The organism is Sphingobacterium sp. PCS056, from assembly GCF_023273895.1.
Taxonomy (GTDB): Bacteria; Bacteroidota; Bacteroidia; order Sphingobacteriales; family Sphingobacteriaceae; genus Sphingobacterium.
Map to the genome: position 1 here is coordinate 2,058,451 of NZ_CP096883.1, position 14,295 is coordinate 2,072,745.

Below are 14,295 nucleotides of genomic sequence, written 5' to 3' on the forward strand. Positions count from 1 at the left end.
GTTATCAACATCCTCAAGGGGTGGATTGGTATAAGCTTGATTTACGTGTGATCGTATAACAATGCATCAGCGAGTCCGAGTCAAAAATGAAAATCGCATATTTTTAAGTCTATTTATACGCTTCGATTTGACGATAAAGGGTTCATAAGTAATCAATAGCATCACGATATCAGATCCAGTAGTATGATTGTACATTGTCATAATAATCATAGGTGTATTATTATATGTTTGCTGATGTAAGTTAATTTTTAGCCCTGATGGTATTTTGACAAATTCATTTTTTGATCTATTGGAGAGAAAGTGTGATTAAAAAAAATCCGACAGTTGCAAGTTTAATAAAATATAGGGTTACATTCTATTGTTGCATCGATAAATTTCTCCTTGTTAATACAAAATTTGATTAAATTGTTGAAAATAAAAAAAGGTTTTCAGACGGGGAGAATGAAAACCTTTTATAACCAATTATAAACCTATTAAGGTGTTGTAAATATATAGTTTTTTTTCATGATTACCAATGTTATTTTTGTTTTTTTTATTATTTTTTTTGAATTTTATTGAAAGTGATGGTTATTTTTTTTATTTATCCATCAAATTATGATTTTTTTATTTTTTTTCACTGAATTTTTAGAGAATTTGCTGTTGTGAAATGTTTTAAAATTAATTTTTTAAAGAATTTTGTTTAATTTTTAATATTAATATGCTTTTTTTTGTTTATTTTTCTAAAAAATCAATTTAAATAGAATATTTTTCAATAAATATGATGTATTGTTCTATAAAAACAGAAGCCACCTGATGAGGTGGCTTCTGTTTTTATAAAAATATTAAATTCTTTTATTTCTTCAAGTTATCAGCTCCTTCGATGATAGCGTCAACAACAGCAGGATCTTGTAAGGTAGAAGTATCTCCTAAATTTGATCTTTCCCCTTCTGCAATTTTTCTAAGGATGCGGCGCATGATTTTTCCAGAGCGAGTTTTTGGAAGATCAGATACAAATTGGATAATATCTGGTTTCGCAATGGCACCAATCAATCTCGTAATCGTCTGCATAATATCTTTACGCGTGCTTTCATCATCGATATGATGGTGTGCGATTACGTAGGCATAAATACCTTGTCCTTTGACAGGGTGTGGATAACCCACTATTGCCGATTCGACAACATCAGAGTGCATATTGATCGCATTCTCTACTTCGGCAGTACCGATACGGTGTCCTGAAACATTTAAAACATCATCTACACGGCCAGTGATTTTGTAGTATCCTTCAGGGTTTCTATAGCAACCATCACCGGTGAAGTACATGTTTTCATAGGTTGCAAAATAGGTTTGACGACAACGCTCATGATCCCCCCAAGTGGTACGTAACATACCTGGCCATGGGAACTTGATACATAGATTGCCAGAGACATCATTTCCTTCAATCTCTTTTCCATTTTCGTCCATAAGGGCTGGTTGCACCCCTGGTAATGGCAACATCGCATATCCCGGTATAGTGGGTGAAATCCCAGCCATAGGAGCGATTAAGATACCGCCATTTTCAGTCTGCCACCAGGTATCAACAATTGGTGCTTTTTCTTTACCCACTTTGCTATTGTACCAGTGCCATGCTTCTTCATTGATAGGCTCTCCAACAGATCCCAGTTTGCGGATGCTGCTCAGATCTTTACCGTCAATAAACGAATCGCCAAAGGCCATCAACGAACGGATCGCTGTTGGTGCTGTATATAAAATATTGACTTTATACTTTTCAACGATATCCCAGAGGCGACCAGCGTCAGGAAACGTTGGTGTTCCCTCAAACATCAATGAAGTAGCTCCCTGCGAGAGTGGACCATAAACAATATAAGAGTGGCCTGTAATCCAACCAATATCTGCGGTACAGAAATATACTTCTCCTTGCTGATATTGAAATACATTTGAGAAAGTATAACCCGTGTAGACCATGTAACCACCTGTGGTATGTACGACTCCTTTTGGTTTCCCTGTAGATCCAGAGGTGTAAAGGATAAATAACGTATCTTCCGAATCCATCTCTTCAGCAGGACAAGCTGGATTTCCTTGTGTTTCTACTTTCTTGATCTCATCTTCCCACCAGACATCACGGCCTTTGATCATGGATACAGGTGTACGTGTTCTGGTCAATACAATTACTTTTTCAACGGTATCACATTGCATCAGCGCATCATCTACAATGCTTTTTAATTCCAATACTTTTGGTCCGCGATAGCTACCATCGGACGTAACCACTACTTTACATGCTGCATCATTAATACGGTCAGCAATAGATTGTGCTGAAAAACCTCCAAATACGACATTGTGGATAGCGCCGATACGTGCACATGCCAGAGTTGCAATGACCAATTCAGGTACCATAGGTAAATAAATACACACACGGTCCCCTTTGCGGATATTGTTATTTTTTAGAACATTGGCAAATTGCTCAACCTTCTGTAAAAGTTGTTTGTAAGATAAAATACGATGTGCTTCATTTGGATCATTGGGTTCCCAAATAATAGCTGGTTTATCTCCTAAATTATAAATGTGACGATCTAGACAATTTTCTGTAATATTTAATTTACCACCTTCGAACCATTTTACATTAGGTTCCGTGAAATTCCAATTCAGAACATTTGTCCATTTTCTTTTCCAAAAAAAGTTTTCCGCTATCTCTCCCCAGAAAGCTTCCGGGTCTTCTACACTTTTTTTATAAACTTCTTGATATTCTTCAAATGATTTGATTTGTAGACTCATATTTTGGTTTTATTAATTTCAATCCCTAAAAACGCAATTTGGTTGATTAAACAAGTTCATTAGGAATCAGCTAATTTAGTTTTTTTTGCGACAAAAGGCAATTTATAAAATTTATAATTTGAAATTTAACTTTTTTATAACACTATTGTTATATTGCTCATGATATAATAGATTGATCTGTATGGATGTACTAAAAAAAGTATATTATTTTTTGATTTTTAGCAATATACTAATTGCTCTTGCAGCGGCTTCACAATGCGTATTGACATATGTGATCTTGGATCAGGAGATCAATGTTTATATCGCACTAATTGAAGGGGCGGCGACACTTGCTCTTTATAATTTTAGTTTAATCTTATCCAAACCTCAACATCCCGAAAGATCCATATATGCCCGAACAAGATGGGTTTTTAAATACGAACGATTTTTATTGATCAATACCGGTATTGCAGCATGTATATGTATATGGTGTCTTTTTCATATCCATCTTTATGCGATCTTTTTCTTAGGTATCATCGGGCTTGTGAGTGTATTGTATAGTCTTCCTATCATTCCTTTAAGAGGACGATGGGGGGGATTAAGACAGATTCCAGCAATGAAAATTTTCCATATTGCTTTTGTCTGGGTGTTGAGTAGTATATTTTTACCTTATGTCGAGTTGTACAGCAATAATATTTTGGTAAATCTCAATTTATTATATTATCTCGCTGGATTGAAGTTTATTTTCTTGATTATCTGTACATTGCCTTTCGATATTCGAGATATCAAACAAGATTCGTACTATCATCTCCGAACATTGCCTAATATGCTCGGAGAAAGTAGAGCAAAGAGCCTATGCTATTTATTGCTAAGCTTACATAGTCTCTTGATTTTAGGTGCTCCTTATGATCTCGTGCTCAAAATGGGGCTTTTACTCACTAATGTAATCATTGTACTTTTATTGAGGTTGATTGTTTTCAAGAGGAACGACCATTATCATTATGCTTATTTATTAGACGTAAGTTTGGTTCTTCAATTTGTAGTGGTTGTCTTTGTCCAATATTTTGCCTGACCGCAATGTAAATGCTTATTTATTAAAAAGTGCAATAATCTTTTCAGCAACAACATCAGATAGTTTATAATAACTCTCAAATGTCCAGCCTGCTACATGTGGACTTAATAATACATTGTCTCTACTGGCTAAATCAGAAAACCAGGATTGCTCTGCAAGGGTAGGAAATTTTTCAACAGGTAGCACATCAAAAGCTGCTCCTATGATTTTACCTTCATCCATCGCTTTTAAAACAGCTGGAACTTCAACAATGCCCCCGCGAGCTCCCAGCAATAAAAAAAATGGTTTCTTAAAATGAAACAGATATTCTTGATTTATCAACCCTTTAGTTTCTGGAGTTAGCGGGATGTGAAAACTGAGTACATCCGCCTGTTTGACCACTTCTTCCATAGCAACTTCTTTGGCAAATTGATCTGTAAATCCCGTCTTATATTTATCATAGGCAATCACGTTAACATCAAATCCTGAAAGCTTTTTTGCCATCGCTTGTCCATTATGACCATAGCCAATGAGTGCAACAGTTCTTCCTTTTAATTCATAGCCTCGATTGGGTTCTCGACGCCATAGACCATTTTTAATTTCTTGATTTCCGTTGTTGAGATGATTCATTAAAGAAAGTAACATGCCGATCATATGCTCTCCAACAGCGTCTCGATTTCCCTCATTTGCACTGATGAGTTTAATTCCTTTCGATACAGCATAAGCTTCATCGATGTTGTCCATACCCGCTCCACAGCGTGCGATAAATTGCAGATTACTTGCTAAATCTATAAACTGTTTGTCAACTTGAAATTTCGATCTGATGACTAATCCGGTATAAGCTACGATTGCATTTTCAGCATCAGTTCTGGAAAAGTCTGGTTTGTAATCATAAGCAATACCAGCTTGCTCCAATTTTTGAAGAAGTACGGTATGCGCATCATCTACGATTAATACTTTTGTTTTCATTTGATTTTTTATTTCATAAAATCAACACTTAAAAGTGTTTTCAATTGATGTTGTTTGATTTTCTCTGGAAGTATGGTCATCAGCGTATTTCGAGCCATGATACTGATCGGGTTTTGCCATTGTGCGATCTTTCCTATAGTCCAAGAAGTTTCTGTGATATACCGCGTTCTTTTTAATCTCCTTTGTTCGAAATGTTTAAAAGCTAGCGTGACATCCTCTGTCTTCTTCAATTCGTCCACTAATACGGCTACGTCTTCTATCGCTTGGCAAGCACCTTGTCCCATGTTTGGAGTAGTTGCATGTCCAGCATCTCCAATAAATAAGATATTGCCTAATGCAAGATGTTTTAGAGGTTTAATATCAATGATATCATTCCAGATGAGTTGTTCGTCTTTTGTTTCGGCTAACACCTTTGGTATAGGGTCATGGTAATGAGCAAAATTTAGCTTGAGATCCTGAATGGTATAATTGCGATATCGTGCACTATTGGCCTCAGCATTGATGCAAGCATACCAATAGATCTTGTTTCCAACAAGTGGAGTCATTCCAAAACGTCCTTTACTACCCCAAGTCTCGAAACCAGTTTTGAGGTTTATATGGGCATTGTTAATGGTGGCACGCCAACAGGTATAGCCTGCATATCGAGGAGCTGAATGAGGGATTAATTGCTGCCTGAGTTGAGATTTTACACCGTCGGCAACAATCAAATAATCAGTTTTGTGTACAGTTCCATCTTCAAATAAAATGGCAATACCGGCTGGGCCCTCTTCAACTTTGAATGCTCTTTTTCCTAAATGTAAGTCCGTAATATTTATTTGCTCAAGTAGAAATTGATGTAAATCGGCGCGGTGTATAGCAAAGTTATCCTGTTCATACTGCACGCTGATCTTCTTGGTCTCAGGAGATGCCAGAATTTTCCCTTGTTCATCTAAGATATTGTAGTTTTCCAAATAATGACCCAGTGGGATGACACCAGCTTTGAGATCTAGATAGTCCAGTGCCTGTATGGCATTGGCAGCTAATCCAAAACCAGCACCGATACCTGCTAATATTTTTGCACTTTCAAAGATTGATACCTGGATCCCAATCTTATTTAAACCAATTGCTGCGGTTAATCCAGCAACTCCACCACCAATTATCGTAAATCTTTTCACATACAGCGAATTTAATTATTCAATAGTCAAGGTACGATCTTTTTTATTAATGCAAAATTTCAATAGACGTTTTTTAAAGGAAGAAATGTGTCGATGATAGGGTGTTTTTATCCATTCTTCGGTATCGATTAGCTCAGCTACATCTTCGGGCTTATGAGCGGCAAGCAGCAAAGGCATTAAAAAATCTAAAATTTTTTGATGCCACTCCTCTTTATTTCCCCAATAGTGCAGTATCCAAGAATCAGCAACTTTTAAATTTCCGTGTTTTTCTAACACAACCGAGAATGCGAATTGTTCTTTTACACGACAAACAATTTTTTGGTCGCACAGTGTATCATTGAATAAAAGTACATCATCCAATAATTTGATTTTGTCCTGCTGATTTAATGCGATGATGCCAGAATTCCACATCCGAATCGTATCATCCATCACGATATTATTAATTTTTGTACCTCGAATGATTTTCCACATCCTCTTATGGTCGTTGGTAATCTGCTTATCCGACAGGAACCGCTCTTTTAAATGAAGAAAATTGTGTCCGGAAGAAAGCTGACCGATCAGTTGATCTAAAGGTGCAATTGCCATCGTATCTGAATCTAAAAAGATGAGGTGACCATCATCTTTTAAAGCAGCATCTTGCATGGCTTTAATTTTAGTCCTATAGAAATATTGAGTAGGGCCTATCCAATTCTCGAATGTCTGAAGATCGATATGGCGAATCTCAATTAACGCTGATAACCACTTATAATATTCAGGATGGTCTGTGTAAATGACATATTTAATTGCTTCGTTTCTAAATTTCACAAGACTGAGCAAGCTGAATATGGTCTGAAGGTGATATGCAAATTTTTCACCTAAAGCGATATATATAAAAGTGGTCTTCAGATTCATAAAAATCAAATCAGGTTAAAAAACAAGATATTAACTTACAGTTCGCTGGCAATTTCATTAGTCAGGACTATAAAGTCATTGACAGTTAGTCTTTCTGCACGTAGCTCGTACAATGGATTGTCAGACATTTTATCTTTTGTAACTACCGCCGACAATGAATTTCGTAATGTTTTTCTTCTTTGATTAAAAGCTGATTTTACCACTCTCCAGAATAACTTTTCATCACAATCTAATTCCTGACGCTCATTTCTAGTCATTCTAATCACCCCAGAGAGCACTTTTGGTGGGGGATTAAATGCACCTGCTTTAACTGTAAAAAGATATTCAACATGATAGTATGCTTGTAAGAAAACACTTAAAATCCCATATTCCTTGCTACCAGCTTTTGCCGTACACCTTTCAGCAACCTCTTTTTGAAACATACCCGTCATTTGGACCACACGATTGCGTTCGTCCAATATTTTAAATAAGATCTGAGAGGATATATTATAGGGGAAATTACCGATAATAGCTATTTTTTCATCAAAATGCTTTGCAAAATCCAGCGTCAGAAAATCACCATGAATCAATCGGTGTTCTAATTGAGGGTATTTGTCTGCTAAAAATTCGATAGACTCATCATCCACATCAATCATCCATGTTTCATATGCCGTATTTTGCAGTAGGAAATCGGAAAGAACACCCATTCCAGGACCAACCTCTAGTACTTGTGTAAATCCTAACGTAGGATTTAAAGCATCAACTATTTTTTGTGCTGCATTTTTATCATTCAAAAAGTGTTGCCCTAAATGTTTCTTGGCTCTTACTGTACTCATATTATGCTCGTATTTGCTACAAACTTAGATAAATTTGTTTTATTCACAATTTTAATTAAGTCATATAATAAAAAATAAAGTTAACGATTTAATTGCTTTGAGCTCGAAAGTTCGTTCTGCTCTTACAACGTCATTATTTTATTATGGAAAAAGCAGTAACTTGTCTAGTAGGAATGTAATATGATAAACCCAATGATAGAAAATTTATTATCCGTTTCTTTAGTTAACTATGAAGACGCGCATTATGAACAATTGTCCTATGTGTTAGATGAAAAGCAGCGCCACTTCACAAAAACTGTATATCAATATATTGTAATTGACGAAGTTCAAAAAATCAAGAATAAATATCCCATTACTATATTATATCACGAAAATCCTGTTGGTTTTTTCCTATTAGATCGTACTGTGGATCACCTGCTCTTTACGGGTAATCCAAATTCAATATTATTGAGAGGATTATCTTTAAATCCTAGTTTTCAAGGGAAAGGAATCGCAAGACAGGCATTGTTATTATTAGATTCCTTTGTTAAGAGTCTAATTGAGGATATTGATGAGATTGTGCTGACGGTGAATATTGAAAATCATCATGCGTATCAATTATATCGCCAAATAGATTATCAGGACAGTGGTCGATTTAAAAATGGTCGTTATGGTTTACAGCATATGCTTTTTAAACGAATTTGATATTTCGATCAAACCTTGACTATTTCGTATAATTTTAATTACTTTTGAGTCAATAATTTCATTTTTTACTATGGCTGACAAATTAAAAATAGGTATTACAGTAGGCGATATTAATGGTATCGGATTGGAAGTGATTATAAAATCATTGTTGGACAATCGTGTATTAGAATTTTTCACTCCAATTGTTTATGGTAATACAAAAGTTGCGTCTTTTCATAGAAAGGCATTAGGCGTCAATGATTTTAGTTTTAATGTGATCAACGATCCTGAACAGGCCAATCCTAAACGTGCTAACATGATTAACTGCTGGCAAGAGGATGTTAAGATTACCTTAGGGGAAGAAAATGAAATTGGGGGTAAATATGCCTTTATTTCGTTAGAAAAAGCTATTGAAGACCTGAATGCTGGAAAGATAGATGCGGTTGTGACAGCTCCTATAAACAAACACAATATTCAACAGGAAGGCTTTCATTTTCCTGGACATACAGAATATTTGCAAGAGAAGACAAATGCTAATGATGTGTTGATGTTTATGATTTGCGATGAGCTTCGCGTTGGTGTTGTGACAGGTCATATTCCGGTGAAAGATGTTGCCGAGCATATTACAGAGGAAGCAATCATGAATAAATTGGTATTAATGAATGATAGTCTCAAAAAAGACTTTTGGATTCAAAAACCAAAAATTGCTGTATTGGGGCTCAATCCTCATGCAGGAGATAATGGTGTGATCGGTACGGAAGATGATACGATCATTAGACCAACTTTGGAAAAGGGGCGAGAGAAAGGAATGCTTTGTTTTGGACCTTATCCTGCAGATGGTTTTTTTGCTAATCATGCGTATGAAAAATTTGATGCTGTATTAGCGATGTATCATGATCAGGGATTGATTCCCTTTAAGCATATAGCAAAGCGTAATGGCGTTAATTTCACTGCTGGTTTGCCCATTGTGCGGACTTCTCCCGATCATGGAACAGGTTATGATATTGCAGGAAAAAATATTGCTGCACATGAATCATTTATGGAAGCGATATTTCAGGCCGTCCATATTGTTGGCCGTCGTCGTGAGCAAGCTGAGCTTACCCAAAACCCATTAGCTTTTCGCAAGCTCTCTCGAGATCGTGACTAGCAAATCGCTAATAATATCATTAGTCTTGTGTGCTTATATCATAAGACTAATGCCTATTTTATAATAAATTCCTTACTTTTGCATCCTAGTGGTTTTTTAAGGACCTAGATTCATGCTATGAGTGATAATTTACAACATCCTATTTTCCCAATCATTAAAGAGTTAGCCGAAAAAACGAGCACGGAATGCTACGTTATTGGTGGTTATGTGCGTGATCGAATCATGCAACGGCAGTTTAATAATGATGTGGATATTGTTGTTATCGGAAGTGGAATTGAATTTGCTACTGCTCTCGGGAATCTTTTAAAAACGAAAGTCGCTGTTTATAAAAGTTTTGGAACAGCAATGCTGGTTTTTGAAGGATTGAATGTCGAATTTGTCGGTGCCCGTAAAGAATCTTATCGCAGCAATTCGAGAAAACCTATTGTTGAAGATGGCACTTTGGAAGATGATCAAAATCGTCGTGACTTTACAATTAATGCCATGGCTTATTCATTGAATAAAGAAAATTATGGACAATTGTTAGATCCATTCAATGGAGTAGGAGATATTGAATTGCGGACTATTCGTACACCACTTGATCCTATTGTCACTTTTTCGGACGATCCTTTACGCATGTTGCGTGCAATTCGTTTTGCTACACAATTGAATTTTAAAATAGATCTGGATGCCGTTCGGGCAATTACTGATACGAAAGAACGGATACGTATTATTTCTAAAGAGCGGATTATTGATGAAATCAATAAAATTATTTTATCGAAAAAACCTTCTATAGGTTTTAAATATTTATTTGATACAGGTTTGTTACCATTGGTTTTTCCTGCTATGCAAAATTTATATGGTGTAGAGATTATTGATGGTAAGGGACATAAAGATAATTTTTACCATACGTTAGAAGTTTTGGATAATGTGTGCGAAACAACAGATGATCTTTGGTTAAGATGGGCAGCCATCATGCACGATATAGCAAAGCCTGCTACAAAGAGATTTGATAAGAAATTAGGATGGACATTCCATGGGCATGAGGACAAAGGAGCAAGAATGGTTCCTAAGTTATTTGCTGAGCTGAAACTGCCATTGAATGAAAAAATGAAGTTTGTACAAAAGCTCGTATTGTTACACCTACGACCGATCGTACTGGCTCAAGATATTGTTACTGATTCGGCAGTACGTCGTTTGTTGTTCGAGGCTGGTGATGATATCGATGCGTTGATGCAATTATGCCATGCAGATGTAACAACAAAAAACGAATATAAAAAGAAGAAATATCGTCAGAATTTTGAATTGGTCAAGCAGAAGCTTAAAGATGTGGAAGAACGCGATCAAATTAGAAATTGGCAGCCCCCGATTTCTGGAGAAGATATTATGGAAGTCTTTGGAATAGGTCCTGGCCGTGAAGTTGGAAAAATAAAAAATGCCATTAGAGAAGCAATTTTGGAAGGGGAAATACCTAATGCCAAAATGAATGCTTATCATTTTATGGTCAATAGAGCTGAAGAATTAGGCTTGACTATTAGAAAGGCATGGGATTTGAATACAACTGTTAAATAAAAAAAGTAATTTTAATTGTTTCAATTTATATTGAAACTCATCTTGTTAACAAACAAAACGAATATTAAAAATGGCTATTTATAGATTCAGAATCACTTTTGAAGATTATGAGGATGTGTATAGAGAAATCGATATGCTTTCAAAACAAACTTTTTTAGAATTACATGAGGCTATCCATAAGACAACTGCTTATGAAGCTGAACGTACATCTTCCTTTTATGTCAGTAATGACCAATGGAAAAAAGGAACTGAAATTGCTTTTTTACCAACTGCCCGTAAAGTATCAGAGGGTGTTTTATTAATGGAGAATATTCGTTTAAGTAAGTTTATCGATGATCCCCATCAAAAGTTTTATTACATCTATAATTTTGATCACCCTTATGAATTTCATGTGGAATTGATTAAGATTTTGAAAGAAGAGGAAGGTAAAACTTATCCAGTAGTATTTAAAACTGTAGGAGCAGCCCCTAAATCTTTAGGAGCAGCCAATTTTCCAGTCGCAGATCCGCTAGATGATGATGAGGAGGAAGAAGTTTTAGTTGATGAAACACAATATGGTGTGGATGACGACGAAGAATTTGATTTGTTTGACGGAGATGATGAAGAGGAAGAAGATAAATCTGAAAAAGAGAGTGGCGGCTCGTTTGACGAATATTAATGTTGAATAGTAAGCAAAAGCATAAAAAAACGTTAATCTCAATAGTAGGTCCTACAGCAGTAGGTAAGACTGCTATGGCGATTCAGCTTGCCCAGCATTTTGATACTGAAATTATATCGGCAGATTCAAGACAGTTCTATCAGGAGATGAATATTGGGACAGCTAAACCAACGCCATTTGAATTAAGTCAAGCTCCCCATCATTTTATTAACTCTCATACGATTGAAGCAGATTATTCTGCGGGTGATTTTGAAAGAGATGCCCTTGATAAAATTACTTCCTTGTTTGAAAAAAAGGACATCGTCATTATGGTCGGTGGATCGGGTTTATTTGTGCAAGCAGTATGCGAAGGTCTTGACAATTTACCGAAAGCTTTGCCGGAAGTTCGTGAACAATTAAATAAAAGATTTGAAACTGCTGGTATAGTACCCTTGCAAGAGTATTTGAAAGAAGTAGATCCGATCTATTATAATCAAGTTGATCTTTCAAATGTCCAACGTGTGATTCGTGCTCTGGAAGTGTTTGAGACTACAGGATTACCGTTTTCTAATTTTTTAAATCATACAAAATCGGAGCGTCCATTTCATATTGTGACTATTGGACTAAATATGGATCGAGCTGATTTATATGAACGTATCAATAAACGGGTCGATTTAATGTTACAAGAAGGATTATTGGAAGAGGTGAAATCATTGATTCCTTATCAGCATAAGCCAGCGTTAATGACTGTCGGATATGCTGAAATATTTGCTTTTTTAGATGGAACTATTTCTTGGGAGGAAGCTGTTGACAAAATAAAACAGAACTCGAGAAGATATGCGAAGAGACAAATTACTTGGTTCAAGAAGAATAAAGATACCACTTGGTTTGATCCGCAAGATAAAAATCAGATTATAGACTATATTCAATCCTAATTTTTGCATTTATCAACAGAGTTATCCACATTATGTTAATAACTCTGTTGATAAAGAAATATAGATAAAAAAAAGCGCTATGTTAAGAGTATGAACATAGCGCTTTTTTTGGATCTAATAATTTTCTATTCTACAATCATATTCCATCCAAATTCATCTGTAATTCTGCCATAACGAAGATCATCTAAATAAGTTAATACTTTTTTAGAAAAATCGCGACCTTCAACTGGCGGCAATTGAAATAATTCACCTTCATATCCGATCGTAGCAATTGGTGTTAATGTCGCGGCAGTTCCAGCTGCAAATGCATCTGTCACAATACCTGCTTTAATACCATCGATAAGCTCTTTTACGGACACTCTGCGTTGTTCTGTTTTATAGCCCCACTTATCTGCGAGTTCCATAATAGTACGGCGTGTCACTCCATGCAATATCGTATCACCATGCGGTGTAATGATACTATCGCCGATACGGAAGATGAGGTTGGCGGTACCAGCTTCCTCGATGTACTGATGTTCCGAAGCATCTGTCCACATCAATTGGTCAAAACCTTCATCATTCGCTAAGCGAGTTGGATATAGAGATAATGCATAGTTACCTGCATTTTTTGAAAATCCTACACCACCTTCAGCTGCACGGGTATAGTGTGTTTCTACCTTTAATTTTAAAGGATTACTGTAATAAGCACCTACTGGACTAGTAATGATGATAAATTTGTATGAATTAGAGGGGTGTACGCCCAATGCCGCCTCTGTTGCGAACATAAAAGGACGAATATATAAAGAGGTGCCAGGTGCATTAGGTACCCAATTACTATCAGTCGATAGTAGTTTCTTTAATCCACCTAAAAAGATTTCTTCGGGTACTTCAGGCATTTCTAAACGTGCTGCAGACTTGTTAAATCTTTCCCAATTTTTGTCAGGACGGAAAATACTGATGGTACCATCTTGAAATTTGTACGCTTTGATACCTTCAAAAATAGCTTGACCATAATGTAATGCTGACATCGAAGGACTTATATTAATATCGCCATAAGGCACAATACTAACATCTGTCCATGCTCCATCTTGATAGTTTGCGACCAACATGTGGTCGGATAATATTTTTCCAAATTTTAGATTGTTAAAATCTACTTGCGAGAGTCTCGATTCTTTTGTGGGCTCTACGCGAATTGAATAATTTTCTGTCGCGCTCATTGTATTTAAATTACGTATGCTAAAGTAGGAAAAAAACTATGAATTTGAAGGATAAATACACAGTTTAAGCTATTTTGTTCTATTACAATATATTTTATTATAATAAGATAAAATTGTCTCTTTTTTAGGATTCGCGTTTTTTTTTATGGACACTAACTTATTAGGGATGAAAGGCAAATCACTTTTTTGTCATCGTTTTATAGCAATTTCTTAATTTAAAATTTCTTCCATATTAAATTTATATGAATTCACATAGAAATCATAATGTGGCATGTTATTTGGTTTAACGCAATCACAATGGTTAACTGTCCAAGACAGTAGACTTTAAGTTAGCTCACACTTTTTAAACAGATATTAATTAATAACAACAAACTAAATGATTAAAGCCATGCAAGAATTAAACAGTAAAAGAAATGCATTGGAAGAGGATGAATTAGAGTTTGATCAAAAGACAGCTGTGGAAAAAAATGGATTTTCACTAAATTTTATTTTAGGTTTTTTTGTTTTCCTTTATAAAACAGCTATCAAACCGTAAGTACTTCCTAATTTTTCAGTAGAG

The 14,295-nt window shown here is 35.6% G+C and carries 13 protein-coding genes; 7 read left to right on the top strand and 6 right to left on the bottom strand.

Annotated elements, in window-relative coordinates; all coding sequences use genetic code 11:
- Window positions 1-831: 831 nt before the first annotated feature.
- The gene (gene acs, locus MUB18_RS08430; RefSeq protein WP_248755628.1) at window positions 832-2,748 is read right to left on the bottom strand and encodes an acetate--CoA ligase; all 1,917 of its coding nucleotides are present in this window, start codon (window positions 2,746-2,748) and stop codon (window positions 832-834) included.
- A 181-nt stretch (window positions 2,749-2,929) separates the two neighbouring features.
- On the opposite strand from acs, the gene MUB18_RS08435 reads away from it, so the two are divergent.
- Window positions 2,930-3,799 (top strand): hypothetical protein, encoded by an 870-nt coding sequence (locus MUB18_RS08435; protein ID WP_248755629.1) that lies wholly within the window; start codon window positions 2,930-2,932, stop codon window positions 3,797-3,799.
- Window positions 3,800-3,814: 15 nt separating this feature from the next.
- On the opposite strand, the gene MUB18_RS08440 is transcribed toward MUB18_RS08435, so the two are convergent.
- Genes MUB18_RS08440 through rsmA form a run of 4 tightly spaced genes read right to left on the bottom strand, consistent with a single transcriptional unit; the run spans window position 3,815 to window position 7,607 of the window.
- Window positions 3,815-4,747 carry an NAD(P)-dependent oxidoreductase gene (locus MUB18_RS08440; RefSeq protein ID WP_248755630.1) on the bottom strand — a complete coding sequence of 311 codons (933 nt, stop codon included), beginning with the start codon at window positions 4,745-4,747 and terminating at the stop codon, window positions 3,815-3,817.
- An 8-nt stretch (window positions 4,748-4,755) separates the two neighbouring features.
- Window positions 4,756-5,901, bottom strand: coding sequence for an FAD-dependent monooxygenase (locus MUB18_RS08445; RefSeq protein ID WP_248755631.1), 1,146 nt, complete (start codon window positions 5,899-5,901; stop codon window positions 4,756-4,758).
- Window positions 5,902-5,916: 15 nt separating this feature from the next.
- A complete protein-coding gene (locus MUB18_RS08450; RefSeq protein WP_248755632.1) occupies window positions 5,917-6,792 on the bottom strand; it encodes a hypothetical protein in 876 nt (291 codons plus the stop codon).
- A 35-nt stretch (window positions 6,793-6,827) separates the two neighbouring features.
- Window positions 6,828-7,607: a 16S rRNA (adenine(1518)-N(6)/adenine(1519)-N(6))-dimethyltransferase RsmA gene (gene rsmA, locus MUB18_RS08455; RefSeq protein ID WP_248755633.1), complete on the bottom strand. Its 780-nt coding sequence runs from the start codon at window positions 7,605-7,607 to the stop codon at window positions 6,828-6,830.
- 192 nt (window positions 7,608-7,799) lie between these two features.
- On the opposite strand from rsmA, the gene MUB18_RS08460 reads away from it, so the two are divergent.
- The 5 genes from MUB18_RS08460 (at window position 7,800) to miaA (ending at window position 12,540) form a co-directional block, all read left to right on the top strand.
- The gene (locus tag MUB18_RS08460) at window positions 7,800-8,291 is read left to right on the top strand and encodes a GNAT family N-acetyltransferase (RefSeq protein ID WP_248755634.1); all 492 of its coding nucleotides are present in this window, start codon (window positions 7,800-7,802) and stop codon (window positions 8,289-8,291) included.
- A gap of 70 nt (window positions 8,292-8,361) precedes the next feature.
- Window positions 8,362-9,417, top strand: coding sequence for a 4-hydroxythreonine-4-phosphate dehydrogenase PdxA (gene pdxA, locus MUB18_RS08465; RefSeq protein ID WP_248755635.1), 1,056 nt, complete (start codon window positions 8,362-8,364; stop codon window positions 9,415-9,417).
- 117 nt (window positions 9,418-9,534) lie between these two features.
- A complete protein-coding gene (locus tag MUB18_RS08470) occupies window positions 9,535-10,968 on the top strand; it encodes a CCA tRNA nucleotidyltransferase (RefSeq protein WP_248755636.1) in 1,434 nt (477 codons plus the stop codon).
- Between the two features lie 70 nt (window positions 10,969-11,038).
- Window positions 11,039-11,626 (top strand): IS1096 element passenger TnpR family protein, encoded by a 588-nt coding sequence (locus MUB18_RS08475; RefSeq protein WP_045752488.1) that lies wholly within the window; start codon window positions 11,039-11,041, stop codon window positions 11,624-11,626.
- Window positions 11,626-12,540 (top strand): tRNA (adenosine(37)-N6)-dimethylallyltransferase MiaA, encoded by a 915-nt coding sequence (miaA, locus tag MUB18_RS08480; RefSeq protein WP_248755637.1) that lies wholly within the window; start codon window positions 11,626-11,628, stop codon window positions 12,538-12,540. Before MUB18_RS08475 ends, miaA begins: the two co-directional genes overlap by 1 nt.
- Before the next feature lie 125 nt (window positions 12,541-12,665).
- Here the strand turns inward: miaA and MUB18_RS08485 are convergent, their stop codons facing one another.
- Entirely contained in the window at window positions 12,666-13,736 is a 1,071-nt protein-coding gene (locus tag MUB18_RS08485) for a branched-chain amino acid aminotransferase (protein WP_248755638.1), read from the bottom strand.
- Window positions 13,737-14,124: 388 nt separating this feature from the next.
- Here MUB18_RS08485 and MUB18_RS08490 point away from each other — a divergent pair, with 388 nt between their 5' ends.
- A complete protein-coding gene (locus MUB18_RS08490; protein ID WP_248755639.1) occupies window positions 14,125-14,271 on the top strand; it encodes a hypothetical protein in 147 nt (48 codons plus the stop codon).
- Window positions 14,272-14,295: the final 24 nt, after the last annotated feature.